This is a genomic window from Marinomonas algarum, assembly GCF_020532605.1.
Classification (GTDB): domain Bacteria; phylum Pseudomonadota; class Gammaproteobacteria; order Pseudomonadales; family Marinomonadaceae; genus Marinomonas; species Marinomonas algarum.
The window spans coordinates 1-25,627 of sequence record NZ_JAJATW010000004.1; the positions used below are offsets into that span (position 1 = coordinate 1).

23 protein-coding genes are annotated in these 25,627 nt (G+C 45.5%); 13 read left to right on the forward strand and 10 right to left on the reverse strand.

The annotated features are described in order from the left end of the window. Positions 1–58 precede the first annotated feature (58 nt). On the forward strand, positions 59–3,067 hold the full coding sequence (amt, locus tag LG368_RS04125) for an ammonium transporter (protein ID WP_338086302.1): 3,009 nt from the start codon (positions 59–61) through the stop codon (positions 3,065–3,067). On the opposite strand, the gene LG368_RS04130 is transcribed toward amt, so the two are convergent. The 8 genes from LG368_RS04130 to LG368_RS04165 all read right to left on the reverse strand — a co-directional run bounded on the left by LG368_RS04130 (position 3,021) and on the right by LG368_RS04165 (position 11,160). After that, complete coding sequence (locus LG368_RS04130; protein WP_226753469.1) at positions 3,021–3,398, reverse strand: Na+/H+ antiporter subunit G; 378 nt, start codon at positions 3,396–3,398, stop codon at positions 3,021–3,023. The genes amt and LG368_RS04130 overlap by 47 nt on opposite strands. Positions 3,399–3,407: 9 nt before the next feature. Beyond that, positions 3,408–3,677: a K+/H+ antiporter subunit F gene (locus LG368_RS04135; RefSeq protein ID WP_226753470.1), complete on the reverse strand. Its 270-nt coding sequence runs from the start codon at positions 3,675–3,677 to the stop codon at positions 3,408–3,410. Further along, positions 3,671–4,156: a Na+/H+ antiporter subunit E gene (locus tag LG368_RS04140; protein WP_226753471.1), complete on the reverse strand. Its 486-nt coding sequence runs from the start codon at positions 4,154–4,156 to the stop codon at positions 3,671–3,673. Before LG368_RS04140 ends, LG368_RS04135 begins: the two co-directional genes overlap by 7 nt. Then, a complete protein-coding gene (locus LG368_RS04145) occupies positions 4,153–5,664 on the reverse strand; it encodes a monovalent cation/H+ antiporter subunit D (RefSeq protein WP_226753472.1) in 1,512 nt (503 codons plus the stop codon). Before LG368_RS04145 ends, LG368_RS04140 begins: the two co-directional genes overlap by 4 nt. Continuing rightward, positions 5,665–6,030, reverse strand: a complete 366-nt coding sequence (locus LG368_RS04150) for a Na+/H+ antiporter subunit C (RefSeq protein WP_226753473.1) — start codon at positions 6,028–6,030, stop codon at positions 5,665–5,667. It abuts the gene before it with no gap. Next, a complete protein-coding gene (locus tag LG368_RS04155; protein WP_226753474.1) occupies positions 6,030–8,828 on the reverse strand; it encodes a monovalent cation/H+ antiporter subunit A in 2,799 nt (932 codons plus the stop codon). The genes LG368_RS04150 and LG368_RS04155 overlap by 1 nt, the downstream gene beginning before the upstream one ends. A gap of 424 nt (positions 8,829–9,252) precedes the next feature. Beyond that, positions 9,253–10,341 (reverse strand): methyl-accepting chemotaxis protein, encoded by a 1,089-nt coding sequence (locus LG368_RS04160; protein ID WP_226753475.1) that lies wholly within the window; start codon positions 10,339–10,341, stop codon positions 9,253–9,255. 168 nt (positions 10,342–10,509) lie between these two features. Next, the gene (locus LG368_RS04165) at positions 10,510–11,160 is read right to left on the reverse strand and encodes a hypothetical protein (RefSeq protein ID WP_226753476.1); all 651 of its coding nucleotides are present in this window, start codon (positions 11,158–11,160) and stop codon (positions 10,510–10,512) included. Between the two features lie 282 nt (positions 11,161–11,442). Here LG368_RS04165 and LG368_RS04170 point away from each other — a divergent pair, with 282 nt between their 5' ends. The 12 genes from LG368_RS04170 to LG368_RS04225 all read left to right on the forward strand — a co-directional run bounded on the left by LG368_RS04170 (position 11,443) and on the right by LG368_RS04225 (position 24,093). Beyond that, entirely contained in the window at positions 11,443–12,204 is a 762-nt protein-coding gene (locus LG368_RS04170; protein ID WP_226753477.1) for an EAL domain-containing protein, read from the forward strand. A gap of 191 nt (positions 12,205–12,395) precedes the next feature. Next, positions 12,396–13,481 (forward strand): TRAP transporter substrate-binding protein, encoded by a 1,086-nt coding sequence (locus LG368_RS04175; protein ID WP_226753478.1) that lies wholly within the window; start codon positions 12,396–12,398, stop codon positions 13,479–13,481. 56 nt (positions 13,482–13,537) lie between these two features. Next, the gene (locus tag LG368_RS04180) at positions 13,538–14,077 is read left to right on the forward strand and encodes a TRAP transporter small permease subunit (protein WP_226753479.1); all 540 of its coding nucleotides are present in this window, start codon (positions 13,538–13,540) and stop codon (positions 14,075–14,077) included. A 33-nt stretch (positions 14,078–14,110) separates the two neighbouring features. Further along, the gene (locus LG368_RS04185) at positions 14,111–15,400 is read left to right on the forward strand and encodes a TRAP transporter large permease (RefSeq protein ID WP_226753480.1); all 1,290 of its coding nucleotides are present in this window, start codon (positions 14,111–14,113) and stop codon (positions 15,398–15,400) included. An 87-nt stretch (positions 15,401–15,487) separates the two neighbouring features. Then, entirely contained in the window at positions 15,488–16,843 is a 1,356-nt protein-coding gene (locus LG368_RS04190; RefSeq protein WP_226753481.1) for a cache domain-containing protein, read from the forward strand. A gap of 23 nt (positions 16,844–16,866) precedes the next feature. After that, positions 16,867–17,499: a response regulator transcription factor gene (locus tag LG368_RS04195; protein ID WP_226753482.1), complete on the forward strand. Its 633-nt coding sequence runs from the start codon at positions 16,867–16,869 to the stop codon at positions 17,497–17,499. A gap of 132 nt (positions 17,500–17,631) precedes the next feature. Continuing rightward, positions 17,632–19,632, forward strand: a complete 2,001-nt coding sequence (gene siaA, locus LG368_RS04200) for a biofilm regulation protein phosphatase SiaA (RefSeq protein WP_226753483.1) — start codon at positions 17,632–17,634, stop codon at positions 19,630–19,632. Between the two features lie 13 nt (positions 19,633–19,645). Further along, positions 19,646–20,182 (forward strand): biofilm regulation protein kinase SiaB, encoded by a 537-nt coding sequence (siaB, locus tag LG368_RS04205; RefSeq protein WP_226753484.1) that lies wholly within the window; start codon positions 19,646–19,648, stop codon positions 20,180–20,182. A gap of 10 nt (positions 20,183–20,192) precedes the next feature. After that, positions 20,193–20,567, forward strand: a complete 375-nt coding sequence (gene siaC / locus LG368_RS04210; protein ID WP_226753485.1) for a biofilm regulation phosphoprotein SiaC — start codon at positions 20,193–20,195, stop codon at positions 20,565–20,567. Continuing rightward, positions 20,568–21,374, forward strand: a complete 807-nt coding sequence (locus tag LG368_RS04215) for a diguanylate cyclase domain-containing protein (protein WP_226753486.1) — start codon at positions 20,568–20,570, stop codon at positions 21,372–21,374. 146 nt (positions 21,375–21,520) lie between these two features. Next, positions 21,521–23,440 carry a DUF294 nucleotidyltransferase-like domain-containing protein gene (locus tag LG368_RS04220; protein ID WP_226753487.1) on the forward strand — a complete coding sequence of 640 codons (1,920 nt, stop codon included), beginning with the start codon at positions 21,521–21,523 and terminating at the stop codon, positions 23,438–23,440. Beyond that, positions 23,440–24,093: a 3'-5' exonuclease gene (locus tag LG368_RS04225; protein ID WP_226753488.1), complete on the forward strand. Its 654-nt coding sequence runs from the start codon at positions 23,440–23,442 to the stop codon at positions 24,091–24,093. The genes LG368_RS04220 and LG368_RS04225 overlap by 1 nt, the downstream gene beginning before the upstream one ends. 137 nt (positions 24,094–24,230) lie before the next feature. On the opposite strand, the gene LG368_RS04230 is transcribed toward LG368_RS04225, so the two are convergent. Next, a complete protein-coding gene (locus LG368_RS04230) occupies positions 24,231–24,410 on the reverse strand; it encodes a hypothetical protein (RefSeq protein ID WP_226753489.1) in 180 nt (59 codons plus the stop codon). A gap of 188 nt (positions 24,411–24,598) precedes the next feature. After that, positions 24,599–25,627 (reverse strand): LPP20 family lipoprotein, encoded by a 1,029-nt coding sequence (locus LG368_RS04235; RefSeq protein WP_226753490.1) that lies wholly within the window; start codon positions 25,625–25,627, stop codon positions 24,599–24,601.

A 25,627-nucleotide genomic window follows, 5' to 3' on the forward strand; every position in this document is an offset into this window, starting at 1 on the left:
TATCGGCGAAGGAAAGCTGATTCATGTCATTCGGTCTTGAGGTAATGGTCAGATCGGCATTGTCTCATATTGGGGACTTAATCGCAGTTTCCTTAACGTGGCGGCCAAAAACATTTCTGACTTCATTCTCTCCACCACTATTTTCTGGTTATTTGGCTTTGGCGTTATGTTTGGGGATTCCGTTGCGGGTGTTTTTGGTCGCAGTGATTTCTTTTTTGATGACCATCACTCTCCTGGCGAAATCAGTTTTTTTCTTTTCCAAATGATGTTCTGTGGAACGGCGGCGACATTAACCTCAGGAGCGGTTGCTGAACGCATGACATTTGCTGGTTACTTAGTGATCACGCTGATATTGAGCGCTCTCATTTACCCGATCGTAGGGCACTGGGCTTGGTCTGGGGCCTACGGCGCGAATGACTCCCAAGGTTGGTTAGAGGCTCGAGGGTTTATTGATTTTGCCGGTTCCACTGTGGTGCATTCTGTTGGTGGTTGGGTAGCATTGGCCGCGATCATGATTATTGGGCCTAGATTAGGACGATTCGAGAAAGGCATCCGCTTACCGCCAGGGAACAATTTACCCTTATCCGCCCTAGGGACCTTATTGATTTGGTTTGGCTGGTTTGGTTTTAACGGTGGCAGTACGCTGATGTTGACGGACGCGGTTCCTCTGATTTTGCTGAATACGTTTATTGCTGCCGCTTGGGGTGGAATCATTGCAACGGCGATTAATTATCTCCGCGACGGCTTTGTTGATGTGGGGTTTGTATTAAATGGCACCATTGCAGGTTTGGTGGGGATTACGGCTTCCTGTCACATTGTTTCGCCTGGGTCGGCGATTATGATTGGTGCCGTATCGGGTGCGATTGTTTATTACGGCAGTAAGTTAATGGAGCGTTGGCGTTTAGATGATGCCCTCGATGTGATTCCCGCGCATCTTTTTGCGGGTATTTGGGGAACATTGAGCGTGGCTTTGTTTGGTCAAGCCGACAAGTTAAACAATGGTTTGAGTACTCTGGAACAATTCGGCATTCAGGCGCTGGGTGTGGTGAGTATCGGTGTGTACTGTTTTGTCGTGGGCTATGCTGCCATGTGGCTATTAAATCGAGTCATGCCATTACGAGCGAGCCGTGAGCAGGAAGAACAGGGGCTAAACGTTGCGGAGCATAAGGCCACAACGGAGCTGTTTGACTTGCTCACGTCTATGCAGTATCAACAAAATCACGCTGATTTTTCTACCCCTGTCCCAGAAGAGCCTTTTACTGAAGTCGGTCAAATTGCGCGTAAATACAATCAAGTGATTGAGCGTGTGAGCAGCGAGATTACACAGCGAGACGATGCGCTTATGCGTTTTAAAGAAAGTGAAATCCGCAAGTCTGCGATTTTAAACTCATCGATGGATTGCATTGTCACCATTGATCGTTATGGTTCGGTTATTGAGTTTAACCTAGCGGCTGAGCGCACTTTTGGTTGTTTGAAAAAACAAGTGCAAGGCGAGGATTTCATTACGCTGTTTATTGTAAAGAAAGATCGTCAGAAAATATCTGAAAGCCTTATGTCCGGCTTTTCCTCCTCTAACGGCTTGATATTAAACAGACGCAACCCCTTCCGTCTACAACGTGAGTCCAATCGTTCTTTTCCAGCTGAAATCGCGATTACTCGGGCAGACAAAGAAAACTCAGCAGACAGTGAGTACACACTTCATATCCGAGATATGACACGAGAAGTGAAGATGCAACAAAGGCTCAAGTCTCTAGCTTACAGTGATCCATTAACCGGATTATACAATCGAACCTATTTAATGGATGCATTGGAAAGTGCCCTGTTGTTTGCAACTAAGCAGAAGACTTCAGTGGGCTTGTTGTTCCTAGATCTGGATAACTTCAAAATCATCAACGACACCATGGGACACAAAGCGGGGGATGAATTGTTGTGCGAAGTGGCGCGACGATTAAACGTTGTGTCTGATGATTGCGATGTGACTGCACGCTGGGGAGGGGATGAGTTTGTCTTGATGATGACAGAACGCATTACCAAGTCACGTCTTGAACAGCGCGCACAAAAAATTCTTGAGGCTATGCGTGCGCCTGTTTATCTGAATGAGCAGTATTTTACGATTCCCACCAGTATTGGCGTGGCTTATACCGAGGGGCAAAGCCTTGATTCGGAGCGTCTGATACAGCAAGCGGATATTGCCATGTATTGGGCAAAGGAAAAGGGGCGTGACAATGCGCAATTTTTCACCTCCGACATGACGAATATAGCGACTCAAAAATTTGGTTTTGAGAAAGAAATCAAAGAGTCGTTGGCACTAGAGCAGTTTTTCTTGGTGTACCAGCCGAAAGTGCTTAAAGAGAAACATCGGATTATTGGCTTAGAAGCACTGATACGTTGGCAGCATCCTACTAAGGGAATGATATCACCTGCGGAATTTATCCCTATTGCAGAAGAATCAAATTTGATCATCCACATTGATGAGTGGGTATTGAATCAGACCTTTATTCAATTACAAGCATGGCAAGACGAAGGGCGTACCTTAGTTCCCATTGCCGTTAATATTTCGGGTCGACATCTGGTGTCTGATGGTCTCGTGACCTATATCGCTAAGAAAATGGATTTTTATGGTATTGAAGGTCGATGGCTGGAATTGGAAATTACGGAAGGTGTCTTTTTACATGATATAGAACGTTGTATCGAAGTCATGGCACAGTTGAAAGCCTTGGGTATCAAGATTTCCATTGATGACTTTGGAACGGGGTATTCATCCTTGAGTTATCTAAAGCGTTTACCACTGGATACATTGAAGATTGATCAATCTTTTGTGGGGGAATGTGCGGAACACACGGAGGATACAAAAATCTGCGAAACCATCATTCACTTGGCACAAAGTTTAAAGCTAAGAATCGTTGCGGAGGGCGTTGAAACCGCTCCGCAAGCAGACATGTTGATGTCATTGGGCTGTTATATCTTTCAAGGCTATCACTTTTATAAGCCCATGCTGGCAAAAGACACCGCTCTTTTACTTACGAAGGATCATGTGGTGAGCGAGGAGGTTCACGATCACGAATAACATCAATAAGCTCTTGATTTTGTGTTCGCTCTAACGGCTTGGCGCGATGATGCAATGCCGTTTTAGCAATCATGTTTGCTGCAACCGGCGCGGTGATCAGCAAAAACAAAGTGATTAAGAGCTCTTGGATAGATAAAAATCCTTTTAAATGACTTTGAAAAATCATAGAAGCAACAAGGATTCCTGTAATACCCAGTGTGGATGCCTTGGTCGGGCTGTGTAAGCGCATATAAATATCAGGCAAACGCACCAGTCCATAGGAGCCGATTAATAAAAAAGCACTGCCAATAAGCAATGAGATAGAAACAATAATTTCGAGATAAAAAGGCATTGGGTGTCCTTATTCTATGATGTCGCCACGAAGTAAATACTTACATAAAGCCGCTGTACTGACAAAGCCTAGCATTGCAATCAGCACGGCTGCTTCAAAGTACAAGGCGCTTTTGGCGTAAATCCCATACAGTAAGATCAAGGCGATGGCATTAATGTACATCGTATCTAGGGCTAAAATACGTTCAGAAAGTGTTGGGCCTTTCAGTAACCGCCATAGATTTAAGATAAGTGCGACGCAAATACAGACTGCGACAACGATGATAGTCCAGCTTAACATCCAAATATCTCCTTTATAGGCGCTTCATAACGCTGTTTTATCGAGTCAATCAACGCGGCTTCATCGTCTAGATGTAGAGCATGAACATACAGCCACGCTTTGTCTTTAGATACTTCTGCGCTCACTGTGCCCGGTGTTAACGATACCGTACTGGCTAATACCGTGATGCCAAGATCCGACTGAATATTAATAGGAATCGCGACAAAACCAGGCTTGAGCTTTTTAATGGGCCCAATAATAAGCAATGCTACCTCAAGGTTGGCCGTGACAATGTCCATCATGACCATAAGGGTATAACGTACAGCAAGCCAAGGCCTACGGATTTTAGGGTGCTCATCACGCATATCAGCAACTAACCAAGGAATGGTAATCGCAAAAAAGAGTGCTAAAACAATATGGCCTGGGCTCGCTGAGTTATTTAGTAATAGCCAAACCACAAAAAGTAGCAGGCTATGGGATGGCATTGGAAGTAGTCTCATTGTGACGCTCCAGGTAACAGACCATACGCAGACGCTTGGATGTCATGTAGGTAATGAGCAGCCTGCTGGGTGAACTCAGTGATGTCTCCGCCGAACAGTACCATTATAGGAGACACACACAGCAATAATGCAATACTGGCGATTTCAATTTTTTTCGCAGGTTCTGCTTCGGTTAATACCGAACCATTGTGGCGCCAAAACAAAGTGGTGCCACCACGAGAAAAAGCAATAAGGGCCGCCAAGCTACCGATCAATATTAACGGCCATAACCACATAGTTTGAGCCCCCGATTCAGTCGCTTGCAATATCATTACTTTGCCGACAAAGCCGGAAAGAGGCGGCATACCAACCAAGGCTAGGGCTAATATGGCAAAGGCAAAGCCTAATAACCTAGGTTGTACAAAAGGACGAGAGCGTACAAAGCGATCTTCGGCTTTACCGCGTTGGCGCGACATAATGTCAGCGAGTAAGAATAAGCCTGCCGAGGCCAACGTACTGTGGACAGCGTAATACAACGCTGCAGAGGTGGCCGCTTCAGTATTGATGGCCGCACAGGCAAGTAAACTACCACTGGAAATAATCACTAAGTTTGCACTGAGGGTTTTCAACCCTGGACTTGCAAAGGCGCCTATTGTACCCACTGCAATGGTTAAAATGGCTAATGGCCACAACCAAGGCGTTGCTATGTTGGCGAGTTCACCGGCATTTTCACCAAAGATGACGGTAAAAACACGGAAAATGCTGTATACCCCCACTTTGGTCATGATTGCAAACAATGCCGCTACCGGTGCGCTGGCACTGGCATAGGTCTTAGGCAGCCAAAAGTGCATCGGCAACATGGCGGCTTTTAGACCAAAGACAACCAACAATAACAAGGCACCCGTTTTGGCGAGCGTTGCGGTTTCCCCTTCTAGTTGCCCTACCTTGATGGCCATGTCCGCCATGTTGAGCGTTCCCAAGGTGCCATAAAGTATGCCAAGACCAAACAGGAAGAGGCTTGAGCCTACAAGGTTCAAAATCACATAGTGCAAGGCGGATTGAGTCTTTTGTTTACCGCCCGCGTGAATTAACAACGCGTAAGACGCAATCAATAAAACTTCAAAGAATACAAAGAGGTTAAAAATATCGCCCGTTAAAAACGCCCCGTTGATGCCCATAATTTGAAACATAAACAGGGGATGGAAATAAGCACCACCTTTATCTTGGCCTGCAATCGCGTAGAGCATAATGGCGAAGGCAAGAAAGCCGCTGAGCAGCACCATTAAGCTGGACACCTTGTCCGCTATTAGCGCAATACCAAAAGGCGCCTGCCAGCCGCCTAAGGCATAGAGTTGCACCCCTTCTGCGTTGACCTTGTAGAACAACACAGCCGAAGAGATGAGTAAAAAGAACGTTCCTATAATGGCGCTGACACGCTGTGAATTGATGTCCCGTGATAAGGGCGGCAACAACATAATGGCGCCAAACAGCAAAGGAATGAGAACGGGGAAAATGCTTAAATGTTGCATTTATTGGTTTCCCCCTGATTTTTGCTGAAGATCATTGGGTACCGTGGGTAAGGTGCCGTCAACATGATCATTCCCTAAATCGGCTCGAGCACGCATGGCCAAGATCACAGCAAAGGCCGTCATCGCAAAACCGATAACAATCGCGGTCAATACCAATGCCTGAGGCAATGGATCGCTGTATTGTTCAGACTCGCCTAAGACGGCGGCAGCGTTCAGTTTCAGTCGCCCACTGGCAAATAAGAACAAGTTGACGGCGTAAGATAACAGTGTCAAACCGATCACGACGGAGAAACTGCGCCCGCGCAGCGCGAGAAAGATACCGCATGCCGTTAATAAACCCACACAAAATGCGTATAAACCTTCCATTAATCATGCTCCTTTTGAATCGGACGCTCGCTGGTGGTCAATTGACCGAGATTTGCAAGAATTAACATGGTTGCCCCTACTACAGTGAGGAAAACACCAAGATCAAAAATCATGGCACTGGCGAGTTCAAACTTGCCAATAACGGGCAAGTAAAAATAGTCAAACCAAGAGGATAAGAACGTATGTCCGAACACCCAGCTGCCTAAACCGCTGAGTGTGGCAATACCAATCCCCGAACCAATCATGATTTGATAATCCAATTTAATGCGCGTTTTTATCCACTCAACGCCATGGGCAACATACTGCTGAATAATAGCGACCGAAGTAATCAGTCCCGCAATGAATCCGCCCCCTGGCATATTGTGACCGCGTAAGAAAATATACGCAGAGACCAATAAGGCCAGAGGTAAAAGACTCTGTGAAATAACACTTAATAAGAGAGGGTATTTGTCTTCAGACCAAGGCAAACCATTGCTGTTAGTCGATGGCATATAGAGACGCATTTTTGCGATCAACTTATAAATCCCTAATGCTGCAATCCCCAATACTGTGATTTCACCTAAGGTATCGAAGCCACGGAAATCCACTAGGATGACGTTGACGATGTTGGTACCGCCGCCGCCTGTCTTACTGTTGGCCGTAAAAAACGTCGAGATGGTATCAAGAGGGCGAGTCATCAGAGCATAACAGATAGTACCGATCACTCCGCCGATTAAAGAGGCAAGCCCAAGGTCGCGTACAACACGACGAGGTGAGGATTCTTTTGGGGTCTTTTGTGGCAAAAAGAACAAAGCCAAAATCAATAAGATCACCGTGACCACCTCAACAGAAAGCTGTGTGAGGGCTAAGTCTGGCGCAGAAAATTGTGCAAAGGCCAGTGACACAATCAAACCCACTACGGACAGAGTCAACAGAGCCACAACGCGCTTTCTATGCCATACCACGGTCGCTAATGCTGAAATACACAGCAATACGGCACAGGTAATAGACAAAGCATCGAGTGGAATAACAGTACGTTGCCCTGCTGTTGTGTTCAGCTTCATTAGAGTTGATGCCGTCATAATGGCAGCCAAGGTTAAGACAAAGAAAATATAACGTTGTAATGAGCCGTTTTCCGTGACAGCAATAATCCGAGCCGCTTTTGTGGAGAGATACTGCATCACGCCTTCAAATACTAACTTTGGATCGCTGGTAGGGAATTGCGCTTGAAACTTAAACAAATGAGAACGTGCATAATAGACGAATAAACCGCCAATTAGGGCAATCACACTCATCAGTAGAGGGTAGTTAAAACCATGCCAAATTGACAAGCTGTACTCTGGTGCAGGGCCGTTTAGTGTCGCGGTTGCAGCGGACAGCAGCAGGTCGCCAACAATAAGGCTAGGCACAATCCCTACGACTAGACATAAGGCAACCAGGATTTCTACTGGCACACGCATATAGCGTGGTGGTTCATGCGGTGTTTTGGGTAGGTTAACAGGCTCACCATTAAAAAAGACATCGTGAATAAAACGCATTGAGTAAGCCACAGCAAAGACCCCTCCCAATGTTGCGAGCACAGGAATGATCCAAGATAAAGAGCCAAGCGACGCTTGATGTAACGTCTCAGTGAAGAACATTTCTTTTGACAAGAAACCATTCAGCAAAGGGACACCTGCCATAGAAGCCGAAGCCACCATGGCTAACGTCGCGGTGTAAGGCATGTACTTCCATAACCCGTTAAGGTGTCGCATGTCTCTTGAGCCAGATTCATGGTCGATGATCCCAGCAGCCATAAACAGCGACGCTTTAAACGTAGCGTGGTTAATAATGTGGAAAATGGCGGCGACGGCGGCGAGGTCTGTTCCCATCCCTAACAACAGTGTGATCAACCCTAAATGACTGATGGTTGAATTTGCCAACAATCCCTTTAAGTCATGCTGGAACAAAGCAACATAGGCGCCCACTAAAAAGGTGGCTAAGCCTGTTAAGCTAACAATTAAGAACCATAAATTTGTATCTGCAAGGGCAGGGTAAAAGCGCGCCATTAAGAAAATACCCGCTTTTACCATGGTCGCAGAATGCAGGTAAGCACTGACGGGAGTGGGTGCCGCCATGGCGTTTGGTAACCAGAAATGGAACGGGAATTGCGCAGATTTAGTGAACGCCCCTAATAACACCAGCACAACGATAATCGGGTAGTTGGCGCTGGCTTTAATGAGGTCACCATTATCCAAAACGTCTTGTAGACTAAAACTGCCGACGGTATTTCCCAGTACAAGCAGTCCCGCTAACAGCGCTAAGCCACCGGCGCCTGTGACCGTCAGTGCCATTCTGGCGCCTTTGCGCGCCTCAGTTTTATGTCCCCAAAAGCTAATCAGCAGGAAAGAGCTGATACTGGTTAATTCCCAGAAAAACCAAAGCTGTATAAGGTTGTCGGATAAAACCACACCCAACATGGCAAACATAAATAAAATCAAGTAGGCGTAAAATTTACCAATCGAGTCTTCGTTGGAAAGATAATAACGCGCGTACAAAATGACCAGTAGACCAATGCCAAGGATCAAAATAGAGAAGAGTAACGCCAGTCCATCCAGTCGAAATGCTAATTCTAAACCAATGGCAGGAATCCAAGGTAAGGCTTCTTGAAAGCGTTCGCCCTGAAAAATACCGCCTGCATAGGACAGCACGAGATAAAGCGTTAAGGCGGGTAAGGCCGCGGTTGCAAAAGCGCAGGCAGTACGATTAAAACGGGCAAAAAGAAGGGGAATTAACGTACCTAACAAAGGCAGAAAAGGCAGCCAAATAAGTGAGCTCAAGCGCAAAACTCCTTCTCAATGATCGGTGATATTATATGAATGTGCTGTGCAAACATGGTGTGTATCCTAACAATCAGTCTTTGTTCGAGTGCTATGAGCACCCTATAAACAGTCAAAGAAATAATGCCGTAAGCATAGCCTTTTACCTGTTTAATCAATAGCCTAAAACCATCTATATCATGAAAAATAGTATCGGTTAATGGCGTTAAAACCAAGTTTTGAGATTCTTTACTAAGAAAAAAGTTCCGAGTGTATTGAGTTTACCCATCGAGGAGAGTCAAAGGTCGATCCAATGTAATCGAGTGTATTAAGCGTAAGAAGAGAAAAGAAGGTAGGATTTCAGAAAGAGAAAACGAGCATCCTTGCTCTGTCTTATAAAGTTAAAAAAGTAGAATTGCGGTCTGACTGGCGCAATGGAGAGCGACTATTTCTCCTTGATTTCCGCCATTAAGTCATCGATATGCACGATAATCTGCAAACTGGCCGTTTCCATTTTATCTAAATGTAAAAGCATTTCTTGTGTGTTGCCAAACTGAGCGGCCTTTAGCGCACTTCGACCAGATTCATGAACCATTTTATGAGGTGTTTCAATAGACTTAAAACTGGACGATTTTTGGAAATGGCGACCACCGTAGCCATCGTAGTACCATTTACCGAGTCGACACTCAGTGTGCATGTTGACTTCTTCATCAAATTTTTTCTTGTTGATGCGATCGTAGATAACGTTTTTCCACACCGCATGGTCTAATTTCACGGTATTCAAAAACGAATGTGTCGCCGCAACGCTGATAACACTCTGCATGTGATCGGAACGCGAAATCACATTGTCGACCACTTTATCAATCTGTACAGACGAGGCTGAAATATCCATAGCACTGTCTTTGTTTTGGTTAACCATGCCTTTGATCTGCTCGGTCTGAGCAATGACTTGTTTGACTAAGGTTTCAACCTGTTCGCTGGCGCTGTGCGTTTTGCCAGCAAGATTTCTGACTTCATCTGCGACGACGGCAAAGCCACGACCTGCCGTACCTGCACGCGCGGCTTCTATGGCAGCATTTAACGCAAGCAGATTGGTCTGAGAAGAGATCTCTTGAATGCTCGACACCAGCTGACTGATGTCATTTGCGGTTTTATCCAATACATTGGCTGCGCCCATACTGTCACTCGCCTGTGTATTAATGAGCCCAGCACGTTCACTGAGACGACTCAAGGCGGTTCGTGTTTGCTGAAAAACATCGTCCAGCTTGGCCATACTCTTGCGTTCTTCAATTAAGTTTTCAGCGCTGTCTGCAAGACCAAAGCGGATAGAGTTCAGCATTTCACCACCGCGTAATTGATAGCGAATTAACTCATCATTCCCTCCTGATTGACCCTTGATAACATCAAGTTCGGCAGTAGAGGTATCTAGTTGTGCTTGCAGAGACTGTAAAGCAAGCTGATGGGCTGCTCTTTCTTCTTCAAGCTGTAGTGTGAGTGCTGCGTTTTTTTTCTTCAATTCAGAGTTGAAAAACATATTTAAGGAACCCAATCCAGACAAAAAATAAACTCAATATCTAATTCACTCATTATAGCAAATAAGCAAGACACGACGGGCAAGCCAGATCAAATAAAGAGACGGCTTTTTAGGTATTCTTGTTACAATGTGTAAATATAAAGACCCTGTCAAGAGGGATGCGTCGAATCAATGACAAGAAGTGTCCTCCGGTAGAGTGACTTGATAGTGACGATCAACGGGATCACTTAAGTTGATGTTTTTTACAGACTCTTCCGCCAGAAACGCAAACATGAACCACTTTGAGCATTCTGCACTGGATAAACGATGCGTCGACTCTAAAAGTAATGCTCCTTGTTTATCTCTCAATATCAAGTCCAAAGTATAAACCGTCACATCCACTTCAATGGTTTGGTAGCCACTGACAATAGGGGCTTGGAAATGTTGGAAGCGCGTTATACAGCGTTGTTTGCCAGTATCTGGGTGTCGGTAGCAGGTTGTGTACGGGATATTCCTAGCATTATTAAAGACAGGGACCTTTTTGGTGCGGGTTTGTACTTCAGAATGGAAATCAGCGATCAGTTGGTACTCTGCCTCTGCTTCGTTTGATACCGTATTAAAACCTTGCTTCTCAAGCGCATTGGCTAAGTCTGGTAAATACCGCTTATTGGTTAAGGCATCACCTTGTTGGCCCGTTACCACTATGATGGGGGTGTCTGGATCAATGTCAGCATTGATGTCTAGGTTACTGACCTGATGTCCTACAAGCTGAGTATGTGAAGCGCAGCCCGATATGATAAGAGAGATAAGCAACAGCAAGGTTCCCGCTTTTATCGTCATGTTTTGCATCCTTTTGGTTCATAATGATGTTTGCTTACGTACAAATAAAAGCATGACAAAGAATCGAAAAGAAAGCCTTCTGTTTGTCTTCCATGAAGGATTCACAAAGCTGACTAAGCCGAGTTTGATCAGCGGACTGAATACGTCGTGATAAGAGAAGGGCATTTTTTATTGGTAACCATGTGATGAATTGATACTCTGTTAAAACAATACACAGATATCAGACCACGGCGTGACATTGACACTGGCTATGTTGAGCCATTTTATAAAGGAGTACATATTATGGAGCAGCAAACTTCGCGTCCACTGGGTTGTAAAGCATGTGCGTCAGGAGAGGCTTTGGGTTTCGATTTTACGATGGCATTTCAGCCTATTGTTAATATACGAACGAAGACGGTTTTTGCGCAAGAAGCCTTAGCCAGAGGATTAAACAATGAAAGCGCTTTTCATGTTTTTCAGCATGTTAATGACAACAACCGCTATCGCTTTGATCAAACGTGCCGTGTTAAGGCCATTAAACTAGCGGCTCAACTCAATATACAACAAGACAGTTTTCTGAGTATTAACTTTCTCCCCAATGCCGTCTACAAACCGGAACTGTGTATCCGTACTACATTAAACGCAGCGGAAGAGTTTGCTTTCCCAAAAGAAAAAATCATCTTTGAATTTACAGAGAACGAGCAGATTACCGACAGTCAGCACCTAGAATCCATTATCCGACATTATCAACAACAGGGTTTTTTAACCGCGACGGATGATTTCGGTTCCGGTTTTAATGGACTTAACCAGTTAGCAGACTTAACCACGGATATCACCAAGATTGATATGGTATTGGTTCGTGATATTGATAAAGATGAGAAGCGACAAATTATTGTGCGAAACCTAGTAAACCTGTTTCGAGACCTTCGAATGATTGTGGTAGCAGAGGGCGTAGAAACCCAAGCTGAATACCATACTTTAAGAGATATGGGCATCGAGCTGTTTCAAGGTTTTTACTTCGCTAAGCCAAGTTTTGAGTCTTTAGCGAGTGTTTGCTGGGAATAGAGTGTAAAGCATATTAACAAAGCGGTACTCTTTACTGTGATGGGTTTTCTACGTAGTAATACGTATTGGTCTACGTACTTTTTCATGTGGGTTCAGTGTTCCTACGAATTGCTTGCACTTTTTATTCGCGCCATCATCCGTCATGTTCGACCTTTAATAATAAAAAACATGACAACAGGATGATAAATATAATGAAATCCTTAAAATTCACTACCCTGATCGCTGCAACAACCCTAACCGTTACTGCTATGTCTATGCCTGCTTTTGCAGCAGACAGAGTTTACAAACTTAAAATGGCAGAAACATGGGCTTCTAACTTCCCCATTTTCGGTGAAGCGCCACGTAACATGGCTCGCATCGCTGAAGAAATGTCCAACGGACGTTTAAAAATCACCATCGACTCTTCCAATAAACACAAGGCGCCATTAGGCATCTTTGATATGGTGCGCTCTGGCCAGTACGATATGGGCCACTCTGCGTCTTATTACTGGAAAGGTAAGGTGCCAAACACGCTCTACTTCAGTACGATGCCATTTGGTATGATCACACCAGAACAATATGGTTGGTTCTACCACGGTGGTGGTATGGAGCTAATGGAGAAAGTCTACGAACCGTTCGGTTTACTTTCTTTCCCAGGTGGTAATACCACTAACCAAATGGGCGGCTGGTTCCAAAAAGAAATCAACTCCCTTGACGACCTAAAAGGTCTGAAAATGCGTATTCCAGGGTTTGCTGGTGAAGTTCTAGCAAAACTGGGCGCTAAACCAACGAATATCGCGTCTGGTGAGCTTTACACGGCTCTTGAGCGTCGTACGATCGATGCACTAGAGTGGGTAGGTCCGTCACTTGATTTGCGTATGGGCTTCCATAAAATTGCCCCTTACTACTACACAGGTTGGCATGAGCCTGCCACTGAGCTTCAGTTCCTTGTGAACCAGCGTACGTGGAAAAAGCTCCCTGATGACTTGCGTGAAATTTTGCGCGTGTCTATGAAGTTGGCATCCTACGACATGTACATTCAGTCTTACCATGAAAGCGCAGAAAACTGGGCAACCATGAAGACAGAATACCCTAACGTACAGGTAAAAACGTTCCCACAAGACGTTCTGGTTGCTATGAAGCAAGCTAACCAAGAATTGCTTGATGAAAAAGCGGCTGAAGATCCATTAGCGAAAGAAATTTTGGAATCTCAAGCGAACTACCTGAAAAAAGCACGTGTTTGGACAAATATCTCCGACCGTGCTTACTTGGATAGTGTCGATAGTCTAGCGGAATAAAACCTCTAAGCATGGCGAGCACATCGGCTCGCCATGCTTTTTTCTAGGAGTTTGTTATGTTGTTAATCCACCTAGAACGAGGGATTACTCGTTTTTCTAATGCATTGGGCGTTGTTTCGACGATCTTGTTCATCGCTCTGTTGTGTAATGTGTTTTATGACGTGTTGATGCGTTATGCTTTTAATGACGTCTCCATCGGTATGCAAGAGTTGGAGTGGCACCTTTACGCTGCCATCTTTTTGCTCGGTATTCCTTATGGTATTCAGCATGGCGGTCACGTTCGTGTCGATTTGATTTATGAAAACCTATCGATTCGTGGTAAAGCTTGGATTGATTTATTGGGTTGTGTCTTTTTTCTGATTCCTTTCACTTTGGTGGTGGGGTATTACGGTATTGGGTTTGCGCATGAAGCATTTGTACTGGGTGAAACCAGTGGCGACCCGGGTGGTTTACCCTACCGTTGGATCATCAAAGCTGTTATTCCTTTGGCCTTTTTCTCTATGACAATCAGTGGTTTAGGCATGTTAATTCGTTGCATTAATGTGTTGCGAGGCGTAAGCCAAGAAGGGTTCTCACACCCTCCCATTCAGCATTGATTCTTGTCTCTATTTTAAGTTTATAGGTTTTTTATGATTGGAATAATCATGTTCTTCGTTGCCCTAGTGATGCTTTTGCTAGGGTTCCCTGTTGCTTTTACGTTTGGTGGTATTGCGCTGATCTTTGGTGTGTTTGCCGAAGGCTTCGACATGTTTGCTTTCATGCCATTCCGTATTCAAAGTTACATGGAAAATACCGTTATGATGGCGGTACCACTTTTTGTCTTTATGGGGATCGTGCTACAGAAAACCCGATTGGCTGAGCAGCTATTAGAAGCCATGGGTAAACTCTTTGGTGGTGTGCGTGGTGGTTTGGCCATTTCAACGATTCTGGTTGGGGCTTTGTTAGCCGCGTCTACCGGTGTTGTGGGCGCCAGTGTTGTGGCCATGGGTCTTATTTCCCTGCCGGTTATGCTGAAGTATAACTACGACAAATCGCTTGCCTGCGGTACCATTTGTGCTTCGGGTACATTGGGTCAAATCATTCCACCGTCGATTATTTTGATCATTTTGGGTGATGTTCTGGGTATTCCTGTGGGGGATTTATTCCAAGCCGCTATGTTCCCAGGCGCTATATTGATCGGCTGTTACATTGTTTACATCTTGATCCTCACTTTCTTGAAGCCTGAAATGGCGCCAGCCATGCCGCAAGATTTGGATGATGAAACACGCGCTCAGCAAATCATCAGTGCGTTAAAAGCTATCATTCCACCTTTGGCGTTGGTGCTGATCGTATTAGGTTCTATTTTTACTGGTATTGCGACCCCAACAGAGTCTTCTGCATTGGGCGGTGTCGGCGCGGTTGTGTTGGCGCTTATCTACGGTCAATTTAGCTGGAAGATGTTGTACGATAGTGGTCTGGAGACGGTCAAAGTCACCGCGATGGTCTTTGCGATCTTGATGGGGGCAACGGCCTTTTCGATGGCATTCAGCTACACTGGCGGTGACTACATCGTTGAAGAAGTATTGTTGAATCTACCCGGTGAGAAATGGGGCTTCATCATCCTAGCCATGATAGCGATCTTGATTTTAGGCTTTTTCATCGACTTCGTTGAAATTGCTTTCATTATCGTACCGATTCTGGCGCCTGTTGCTGAGGCGTTGGGAATCAATATGGTATGGTTTGCCATCTTGATTGCGATGAACCTTCAGACCTCTTTCTTAACACCGCCCTTTGGCTTTAGTCTCTTTTATCTCAAAGGGGTGGCGCCAAGTTCGGTGCGTACTACAGATATCTATAAAGGTGTGATTCCCTTTATCGCTATCCAAGTGTTGGTGTTGGTGAGTATTATGGTCTTCCCTGATTGGTATGGTATGGGCTAATCTCACCTTACCTAGGCAGTTAACAACATAAAGCGGGGTGTATCCCCGCTTTTTTTGTTTCTGATACAACAGAAAAAAGGTCGTCGCATGGGTCTAAAAATCAACATCATTCTATTGGCGGTGGCACCGTTAATTGTTGCTACCAGCATTATTACCTACCTCGGTTTACAGTCCGCTAGAGAGTTAGCTGAGGAAGAGCTGTCGATTTATGAGTTCAATTTGGTTGATGCTAAGAAGAAAGCGTTAAAAAACCACGTGAGTATTGCCATGTCAGCCATTCAACCGATTATGGATGACGCTTCTTTAGAGGATGCGGAAGCGCAACGACGCGTAAAAGCGTTACTCGCAAGATTACGTTATGAAGAAGATGGTTACTTTTTTGCCTATGAAATGTTGGGCGTCAACTTGGTACACCCGACACAGCCGGATTTTGTCGGGCAGAACCTATGGGACTTCCAAGACCGAAGTGGTAACTATTTAATTCAAGGGCTGATTAATGAGGCGCAAGCGGGAGGCGGCTACTATCGATATATCTGGGAAAAACCGCCATTGATGCGACAAGAAGATAAAATTGGTTATGTGGTCGCCATCGATCGTTGGAATTGGATTGTGGGAACAGGACTATATTTAGATGGTGTATACGCAGAATTAGCAAAGACCAAAATCACTATGCACCAAAACATACAAGACAGCTTTACGGCGGTAATAAAAGTGGTCGTGGTGACGGTGCTATTGGTTATTCTGCTTGGCTTAGCCATCAACTTACGTGAGCAGAAACTGGCCGATTCGCGATTAAAAGCGCTGGTGCAACGTTTTATGCGCTGGCAGGTGAGTGAACAAAGGGGCTTTTCTCGGGAGCTGCATGATGGTATTAATCAACTCTTAGTGAGTTGTAAATTTCGCGTTGAGTTAGCAGAGAACAAGCTAAAACGAGATCTTGAGAAAGAGGTGATAGAGCTAGAGCTGCATAAGGCCAGTGATTTGATTAATCAAACCATTGGTGAGGTGCGTCAGATATCACACAATTTACGCCCCACTATTTTGGATGACCTAGGATTAGATACCGCATTAAAAGCGCTCACTGATCAGTTTGTGGAGCGTACTGACATTCAATTAACGTATCATTTCGATGTGCCAATTGCTTTGCCTGATGAGATAGAAATCACCCTGTATCGTCTTGCTCAGGAATGCCTCACCAACATTGAAAAGCACGCTAATGCGACCCAAATAACGCTAAAAGTGCTAAGTTCAGATGAGTTTGTGATGTTTGATTGCACAGATAATGGGGAAGGGTTTTCGCAAAAGCCAGCGCTGCGCTCCGGTATCGGTTTGGTCAATATGCGTGAACGATTGGAGCTGGTGGGAGGCGAATTTAAGCTAGATTCTCAACCCGGTCAAGGAACCAAGGTACATGCCCTGTTGCCGTTAGAGCAACGACTTTAATACATTGAAAAAGAGCAACCACCATGACGAAAAAAATTCGAGTTCTCTTGGTCGATGACCATATGTTGGTGCTTGACGGCCTGCAAGCACGCTTAGAACTTGAGGAAAACATCGATATTATTGCCACCGCCTCCAACGGCGCGGACGCTTTGCAAAAAGCGGCACAAACCCAACCCGACCTAGTGTTGATGGATGTATCGATGCCAGTGCTTAACGGCCTAGAGGCGACCAAACGCTTTAAAGTAGAGCAGCCTCAGGTAAAAGTCTTGATGCTAAGCATGCACAATGACAAGGAATACATACTCTCTTTAATTCAATCTGGCGCGAATGGGTATGTGTTAAAAGACGTTTCTTCCGAGGAGCTGGTTCAGGCCATTAGCACCGTTTATCAGGGAGGCACCTATTTCAGCTCGGGGGCGTCGCAGGCGTTATTTTCCCCAGCCCGTTCACCAAAACAGTGTGATGAGCTCACCAAAAGGGAAGTGGCTGTGCTCAAAGAGTTGGCCGTCGGTTTATCAAATAAAGAGATTGCCAGCGCGCTGACTATCAGCGTACGCACTGTTGAAACACATCGGCAGAATATAAAAAACAAACTGGATATTCACAGTTCTGCGGGGCTCGTAAAATATGCCATTGATCACGATTTAATCAAATAAACCGGACCCAAAAGACGAATAAGTAATCTACGGAGTAGGCGCTACTCAGATTGTAACGTATTATTTGTTTTACAAATGGCGCTACAATACGGTCATAAGACATCAGCATTTTACCGACAAGGATAAACAGACATGGCACGTTGGGGATTACGAGGCAAGTCGTTAATTGCATTAGCCGGTACCTGCTTATTTGCTGTATTAATTATTGCCGTGATCGGCTGGTCGTTTGTGCAAAAGGGTCAAGAATATTCCGCGACGAACTACGCCAACAGCTTTACACAACTTAACTATCAACGCATTTTGACTCCCGTTGCGAGGGAAGTCGCCTTGGCAGAACGCTTTGCCGATTCTGTTATAACCAAACAATGGCTGGCAAACCCTGGTAATAAGACGATTGAACAGCAGTGGCTTGATAACACACAGGGTTATTTAAATACGTTTCAAAATCATGCCATGTTTATTGTCAATGACGCGTCGCGCCAGTACTTTTTTGCGGATGTTGACACGCCGCTATCTACACAGCCCATCTATAGACTAGAAAAGAACAACTCGGCGGATGCTTGGTACTTTGCCGCTCGCTCAGCGGATGACGCCTTTGCCGTTAATGTGAATTATGACGAAGTACTTCAGGCCATGAAGGTGTGGGTCAATGTTCCCGTATTCGATAAGGGAGCTTTTGTTGGATTAGCGGGTACAGGCTTTTCACTGGATCGCTTTACTGAAGAATTTCTTGAGAGTCAGACTCAAGGGGTGACGCCTTTTATCATTAATGCCCAAGGTTTGATTGAAGTTCATCAAGACAAGGGTGTGATTCTCTACAACACCAAAGATAAGGATTCGGCTAATAGTTCTGTCTTCAGTCTGCTCGATGATGACGACTCCAAGCAAGACGTGAAGCGGGCATTAGAACAGGCTCGACAAAGCGAAGGTCATGCCGTCACTGTGGTAGTCAATCAACAGGGTCGTAAACAGTTGATGGCGTTTGTTTATTTTCCTTTATTGGACTGGTTTGTGGTGACCAATGTCGACCTAGCCAATGTGAATATCTTTGACACCAGTTTGGTGCTACCCGCGGTCAGTGTGTTCGTGTTGTTGCTTATTTTGCTGTTGATCGTGTTTGGCTTTGTGGTGGAGCGCTTGTTAATTGCGCCGATTCGACAATTACAATTGTCTGCTCGCGCCATTTCTAGTGGTTCCTATGATGTAACCCTGACAGCAGAAAGTAATGATGAGATTGGAGACCTGAGCAAAACCTTTAACAAAATGGCAGAGCAGGTTCGGGTGCACACACAAGAGCTCGAAGACAAAGTACAGGCTCGTACTGCTGAGTTAAAACACGCCCATGAAAAAGTAGTGGAAGCCCATGGAAAAATGGGTGCCTCCATCGACTACGCCAGTTTGATTCAAAAATCCATTTTACCCGATCGACAAATGCGGCAATTACTGGGCGAGGAGCACAGTGTGATTTGGCGTCCTCGTGATGTTGTCGGTGGTGATTTTTATGTCTTTCATACTGCGGATGAGGGGTGTTTGTTAGGTGTTGTAGACTGTGCAGGTCATGGTGTTCCGGGTGCCTTAATGACCATGTTAATGCGTGCTGCTATTGATTACTCCATTTCTCGTATTGGTATTACAGACCCTGCTGCTTTACTGTCCATGATTGATGACACATTGCGTTCCATGTTGAATGAAGAAATCAGTGCCAACAAGGTAGCAACCAATGCGGATGTAGGCTTGGTGTATGTGCCAAACGACGGCGACAATATGCGTTTTTCTGGGGCGAAAATTGCCCTGTATGCAAGCAATGGAGAAGCGTGTATTAAGCATAATTCAGGACGTCGTGCGATTGGCGATCGCCGGCGTGGGGAATACACCAACACAGAGTTACCTATTTCAGGTTGGACATATTATTTGACCACAGACGGCTTTTTAGACCAGGCTGGTGGTGAGAAAAACTTTGGCTTTGGTAATCAGCGTTTTGAAACGTTGTTAAAAGACAATGCCGCGTTACCGCTGGGTGAGCAGGCAAACTCTTTTGAAAAAGCGCTTGATGATTACATGGGCGATCAACCACAACGGGACGACATCACTCTGTTATCGTTCCGCTTTGATTTAAAAAACACATCAGCATAAAAAGGGAGGCAGAATGAGTTCACCAGATTTATACGGCTTGAGAGAGCGTTTTGAGACAGACAATATTTTGTTGTGCTTTAATGGTCCTATTTCCCGAAGTTTGATCGAAGAAATTGGTAATGCATTAAAAAACTATTTGAAGTCGGAACAGTTATCACCCGCTTCTGCTCTGGATGTATTTGCGGCCTATATTGAGCTCACACAAAACATTCGGCATTATGCAACAACATCCTCATTGCCCGGTGCTGAAACAGCGACCGTTATTGTGAGTCATGCCCAAGGCTGTTATCGAGTAGCGGCAGGTAACATCGTTGAGATAGAAGATGGTCAGAAGTTAGTGGCGCGTATCGACTCCTTCGCTAATATGAACAAAGCGGAATTAAAAGCCGCCTATAAAACGCAATTACGTCAACCGCGTGACGAACATGCGGTGACAGGTGCGGGTTTGGGGTTAATTGATATGGCGCGTAAATCCTCACAACCTATGCAAGCAAGGTTACAAGACATTGGCAATGGCACAGCGTATTTTAGTTTAAGCATACAAATTTGAGTAATTGACGATGAATGATTTAGTAATAGAAGGAACGGTTTCTTCCCCGACAGTGAAGGGGGAGTGGCAAAGTGGCACCTTATACATGGAAGGGGATTCGTACCCAGAAAATTCTTATGAACTCTTCGGTAGCATGACCGAGTGGATCACACGCTATTTGCAAGAGTCCGATCAGCCACTCACGGTAGAATTGAAGTTACTGTACCTGAATACCAGTAGCATCAAAGTGATGATGGACATGTTTGATGATATGGAAGCCGCGTTTCAAGACGGTCGCAAGGTCGCAGTAAATTGGTACTTTGATGCCGAGAACGAGCGTGTGGCGGAACTGGCGGAAGAGTTCAAAGAAGATTGCACGTTTCCTTTTAGCATTGTAGGCAAATAGATGAAAACCAAGCTTACTGAACTTGAAAAACAGGTGGAAGATATTCTTGCTGTTCCTGAAGATCAGAGTCACCCAGCAGGGAAGGTGCTCAGTCAGCTTTGGTCTGTCAGTCAAGAGCAGTGGGAACGTATGGAGCGCCTAACGCGCTTATCTGACTCTTATCAAGAGATGATGATTCAGCGAGAGAAAACCTTGAGTGAGCGCTTTGACAAGCACCTTCGTCAGCTTGAAAAGATGACGCGTATTTCCGACCGTTATCAGCACAGCTTAAGGCATCTCAATCTCGAATTGGAAAAAACCTCTCTCATTGATCCGCTTACCGAACTGCCCAATCGTCGTATGGTCATGAAGCGCTTATCGCAAGCGTTTGAGTGTCAGCAAGAGGATTGCAGTCAACATAAAAAGACCCTTGCGCATCTGAGTGTGGCCATGATTGATATCGATTATTTCAAAAGAGTCAATGATGAGTTTGGCCATCAAGTGGGCGACGATGTCCTCGTTGCTTTGGGCAAACTGATGCAAGGTGTGGTCGAAGATCATGGCATGTTGGGACGCTGGGGCGGCGAAGAGTTTTTGGTCGCGTTAAATTGCTCTGAACTGGATTGCTCCATCAAATTGATGGAAACCTTGCGTCAAAAAGTGAAGGACTTCACGTTATCGATTGAGGGTAAAACGCTAGAAACCAGCGTCAGTGTTGGTGTGGCAGAATACCATGACACCGACAGCATGGATTCTTTATTATCTCGAGCGGACAGTGCTTTATATGAGGCAAAATCTCAAGGTCGAAACCGAGTTGTATCGGGTTAAATAGGCTCTATCAGAGAAAGGGCCCGTTTTTCTTGAAATCAAAGATTGTATTAAGTTCACACACTGTACTAAATTAAAAAGAGTCATACCAAAAAGGTGTGGCTCTTTTTTTGTCCTGTATGCCAACGAATAAAGAGAATAATACTATGGCCGCAATAGACATTCCCGAAGTACAGCATTTTATGGCGATGACGCCTCCCTTCTCCAGCCTCAGTTCTGTTGAGCAAAAGCAGGTATTAAAAGGGGTATCCATGGAATACATTCGTCAAGGAGAGGCGTTATCTTTAATAGACGATCGAGCGACGCTGTATTTAATCCGTCGTGGTGCCTGTGAAATTCGCAATCCACAGGGTGGCTTGGTGGATCAAATTGCTGACGGTGAGTGCTTTGGCGTGTCCAGTGTGCTGGCCCATAACCCTGACGGCCTGCAAGTTGTTGCAATGGAAGACAGCCTAGTTTACCGTTTTAACAAAACGCATTTTACCGAGATGTTAGAACAGAATGAGGCGTTTGGGCTGTTTTTTGAATACACCCGGCACCATCGACAACGTAAATTATCGCTTAGCCAAAAAGCGTCTCCTTTGAAAGAGCCAGACCCGAAAGAGCCTAGCCAAGATAACCCAACGCAACTTGATCCTACGTCATACTCTTCTTTATCTACTCCTATTACCCATCTAATGAGTCGTTCCTTGGTTACAGCAGCGCAGGGTGACACGGTCCAAAAAGTCGCAGCGCAAATGACGCAAGCGAGAGTAAGCTCTGTTCTTCTGCTCGACGAGCAAGGTTTGTCCGGCATCGTGACCGATCGTGATCTGCGTTCCCGTGTTTTAGCTTTGGGTGGCACTGCAAACATGACAATCGGCGAGATCATGACAGCACATCCAGTGTGCTTATCTGCAGACACTCTGATGATCCAAGCACAGCTCGTTATGAGTGAACACAACATCCATCACTTACCGGTCGTAGACGACAATAATACCCCCATTGGTATTGTCACCGTGACAGACTTGTTGCGACAACAAGAGTTGAGTCCCTTGTTATTGATCAACCAAATTCAGCGACAAAAGTCGTTGGAAGACCTCGTCGAGGTTTGTCAGCAATGGCCAGCCTTCACCATGAAGTTGGTCACGACAGAGATGAAGCCTACTGATGTGGGTAAGGTGTTGGCGACGGTAAGTGACCAGATTACTCGTAAGCTGATTGCGTTAGCTCTTGAGCAGTATGGCTGTGCACCGATGGCGTTTCAGTTTTTAGTGTTTGGTTCGCAAGCACGAAAAGATCAGTCTCTTGGCAGTGACCAAGATAACGGCCTAATGTTAGAACGGGAACCTAATGAGGTTGAAAGCGCGTATTTTGCCACACTGTGTGATTACATCTGCCAAGGGTTAGCAGCCTGTGGTATTCGTCTATGTCCGGGTAATATTATGGCCAGCAACCCGCAATGGCGACTCACCAAAACACGTTGGCAGCAGACGTTTAACCAATGGGTAAAAAGCAGCACTCCTAATGCCTTATTGCATGCCAGTATTTTCTTTGATATTCGCTGTGTGTATGGCGATCCATCGCCTGTCAACGATGTCATTACGTCATTACAAGACGATATTGCTAAGAACAGCTTGTTTCTGGCGACCTTGACGCGCAATGCATTGAGCAGTAAGCCTCCATTAGGCTTTTTCCGGCACTTTTTATTGGAATCGTCGGGCGAACATAAACATCAACTGGACCTCAAACATCAAGGCTTAGCTTTGGTTAATGACTTAGCGCGTCTGTATGGGTTGAGCTGTCAGCACTATCAAGTAGGGACACTGGCGCGTTTGGAGCAAGCAGTGAGAGAAAAGCACCTCAGTGAAGACATCGCACGCAATCTTATGGACGCGTGGAGTGCGCTGAACAGCTTGCGTTTTGACGCGCAAAGTCGGTGTTGGCAAGCGAAAGGGGAAGCCAGCGCTTACCTTGACCCTTCTTCTCTGAGCCCATTAGAGCGTAAACATCTGAAGGTGACCTTTAGCATGATCCGTGAAGCACAAGAGGTGGCGCAACAGCACTTTTTACGAGGTTACAGCTAATGGCACCCGGACTCATTCATTCATTTCATCAGTGGCGCAGAACACGAAGTGCGGCTCAGCGGCACTGGACAGAGCACGATTATTTGGTGCTTGATATTGAAACGTCTGGGTTGAATGCCAAGCAGGATCAGATTGTGAGTATTGGCTGGGTGGTGATACATCAAGGACGTGTCGAGTTAGACAGTGCGCGGCATATGGTGTTGAGTAATACGCGAGTGGGTGACAGTGTTGGCATTCATATGATCACAGAGGCGGACGTGTCGGCACAGGGAAAGAGTCTATCGAGTGTATTACGGTATTTACGGCAGTGTTTGCGTCGCCGGATACTCGTGGTACACCATGCGCCGATGGAATTGGATTTTTTAAAATCCGCTTGGCAACAAGCCGCATTACCGGATTTTAAGGTGTCTTGGCTGGATACCCTCGCCATTGAGCGCACCAGAGCGCATCGTTCACAGCAACCGATTCAGCAAGGCGGTTTTCGTCTAGCAGCCAGTCGAGCGCGATACAGTTTGCCCGATTATCAAGGTCATGATGCGTTAACCGATGCTTTGGCAACCGCAGAGCTTTTATTGGCGCAAGTCGCGCATTTGGGTAAGGATAGTCGCCTGGTCGATTTACAACAATTGGGAGGGGGTCAGACGCGTTGGTGATAAGCACAAAAGACTGTTAAATATAAAAAGAAGGGAGCAGAAAAAAATAGAACTAAATTAGAAAGGAAACCCCGTTTCCGGATCGATTTCTTATTGTGTATTGTCGATCAGCGGGAACATTGGGTATTGCACCAGTCTTAGTGGTGAAACGCTTTTAGTGGTCGTGTGATTGAGAAATGAGCAAAAAAGTGCTTAACATGAACAACGGCTTTTTTGATGGCTTGAGCATAGAATTCACGACGTAACTCATACGCTTGCTCTACATAATATTCAGCGTCTAAGTTGCCAAAGTTGTCTTGTTTTAAATGAGTTTTCATTGTCTGTCTCCGAATAAAGTGATGTCGTATTTAACGAAGACAAGTATATAAATTGACCGATCATTCAACAAACGATCAATTCTCAGCTAATCGATGAGTTAAATTCACGGCTATGTACAGAAAACACCTAACTTATTGAATTTGTTATTTTATTTTATTATGAAATGTGCAGAAACATCACAGTGCGGTTAGGCGCCTTTTGTGAGCCAGTCGAACATGTCTTCAATCGCTTGAGTAGACCAGTTATCCGTGGCCATTTTCGCCGCACTTTCTTGGCTTTTACCAATCCCTCTGGCGCGAATTGTCCAAGACGCTAAATGCGTATTATCCGGCCCGAGTAACGTGAGCGTGCCTTCTTCAAATACATAAAAGCGATCAGCCTGGGTATCACTGCGTTGAGACGTATTACTTTTAAGATGAAAGGTGCCTTGTTGGTTTGGGGTTAAACCAAATTGAGACAGAGCACTGGCTAGGCTTTCGGCTTGTGTCGTGTTGCTGGTATCAAAGCCATAGAATGACAGGGCTTGATTAAGTTGTTGCTCAATGGCTTGTATCTCTGCGTCGGCTTTGCCGGCAAGAGTGCGCTCGGTAGAGTAGAGGTTTAGATCGTTTTGATATGACTGGCGCTGGGCAAAATAAGGAATCAGCTGCATGTATGTGCGCCAATCTTGCTCAACAGGCATCTGATGTTGCTGAGTGGCTAAGCGGTCAGCTGTGTTACGAATGCGCGCGTCGGTTTCTTCAATAGCTTGGGTAAGTTTTGTGACGATACGACTGCGATCTATGGATTGCAGCGCATAAACATAGTGTTCCGCCGCAAAACGCGCTTCGTTAGTGGCTTGTTCGAGTTCTATGGGGGAAGTGGAGACTCGAGTATAAGCCGTAGCGGATTTTGAGACTTGTTCACCGCCTTGTCCGGATTGTACTTGTGTATTTTGAGTGTTGACTTGACTGACTTGGGTGCGCAACTGTTGTGCTATTTGCGCATTGCCGTTTTGTTCTGCTTGCGTAAAAGCCAGTGCAACATTGTCGATACGTGAAGCGCTGCCCACACCATACAAATGAGTGTTGCTCGTTGGCGGTGATAAGACCCAGTTTGGGAGCGTCTCAGGCGTCTGTTTAGAAGGCGCCCCCAAGCTTAAGCAGCCACTTAATGTCAGAGCAAGAGCAGCGGTGGCCGCCCAGTAGAGCGTTTTGGTGTGGGCAGAGTGAATCAT

What these genes read in the sequence shown, in the direction of transcription:
- LG368_RS04215 (WP_226753486.1), top strand. Translation starts at nt 20,568, where the DNA reads ATGAAAACCAAGCTTACTGAACTTGAAAAACAGGTGGAAGATATTCTT.
- LG368_RS04170 (WP_226753477.1), top strand. Translation starts at nt 11,443, where the DNA reads ATGGAGCAGCAAACTTCGCGTCCACTGGGTTGTAAAGCATGTGCGTCA.
- LG368_RS04180 (WP_226753479.1), top strand. Translation starts at nt 13,538, where the DNA reads ATGTTGTTAATCCACCTAGAACGAGGGATTACTCGTTTTTCTAATGCA.
- LG368_RS04150 (WP_226753473.1), bottom strand. Translation starts at nt 6,030, where the DNA reads ATGGAAGGTTTATACGCATTTTGTGTGGGTTTATTAACGGCATGCGGT.
- siaA (WP_226753483.1), top strand. Translation starts at nt 17,632, where the DNA reads ATGGCACGTTGGGGATTACGAGGCAAGTCGTTAATTGCATTAGCCGGT.
- LG368_RS04160 (WP_226753475.1), bottom strand. Translation starts at nt 10,341, where the DNA reads ATGTTTTTCAACTCTGAATTGAAGAAAAAAAACGCAGCACTCACACTA.
- LG368_RS04190 (WP_226753481.1), top strand. Translation starts at nt 15,488, where the DNA reads ATGGGTCTAAAAATCAACATCATTCTATTGGCGGTGGCACCGTTAATT.
- LG368_RS04235 (WP_226753490.1), bottom strand. Translation starts at nt 25,627, where the DNA reads ATGATTCACTCTGCCCACACCAAAACGCTCTACTGGGCGGCCACCGCT.
- LG368_RS04195 (WP_226753482.1), top strand. Translation starts at nt 16,867, where the DNA reads ATGACGAAAAAAATTCGAGTTCTCTTGGTCGATGACCATATGTTGGTG.
- LG368_RS04165 (WP_226753476.1), bottom strand. Translation starts at nt 11,160, where the DNA reads ATGACGATAAAAGCGGGAACCTTGCTGTTGCTTATCTCTCTTATCATA.
- LG368_RS04130 (WP_226753469.1), bottom strand. Translation starts at nt 3,398, where the DNA reads ATGCCTTTTTATCTCGAAATTATTGTTTCTATCTCATTGCTTATTGGC.
- LG368_RS04230 (WP_226753489.1), bottom strand. Translation starts at nt 24,410, where the DNA reads ATGAAAACTCATTTAAAACAAGACAACTTTGGCAACTTAGACGCTGAA.
- LG368_RS04225 (WP_226753488.1), top strand. Translation starts at nt 23,440, where the DNA reads ATGGCACCCGGACTCATTCATTCATTTCATCAGTGGCGCAGAACACGA.
- LG368_RS04175 (WP_226753478.1), top strand. Translation starts at nt 12,396, where the DNA reads ATGAAATCCTTAAAATTCACTACCCTGATCGCTGCAACAACCCTAACC.
- siaC (WP_226753485.1), top strand. Translation starts at nt 20,193, where the DNA reads ATGAATGATTTAGTAATAGAAGGAACGGTTTCTTCCCCGACAGTGAAG.
- LG368_RS04140 (WP_226753471.1), bottom strand. Translation starts at nt 4,156, where the DNA reads ATGAGACTACTTCCAATGCCATCCCATAGCCTGCTACTTTTTGTGGTT.
- LG368_RS04135 (WP_226753470.1), bottom strand. Translation starts at nt 3,677, where the DNA reads ATGTTAAGCTGGACTATCATCGTTGTCGCAGTCTGTATTTGCGTCGCA.
- LG368_RS04220 (WP_226753487.1), top strand. Translation starts at nt 21,521, where the DNA reads ATGGCCGCAATAGACATTCCCGAAGTACAGCATTTTATGGCGATGACG.
- LG368_RS04185 (WP_226753480.1), top strand. Translation starts at nt 14,111, where the DNA reads ATGATTGGAATAATCATGTTCTTCGTTGCCCTAGTGATGCTTTTGCTA.
- LG368_RS04145 (WP_226753472.1), bottom strand. Translation starts at nt 5,664, where the DNA reads ATGCAACATTTAAGCATTTTCCCCGTTCTCATTCCTTTGCTGTTTGGC.
- siaB (WP_226753484.1), top strand. Translation starts at nt 19,646, where the DNA reads ATGAGTTCACCAGATTTATACGGCTTGAGAGAGCGTTTTGAGACAGAC.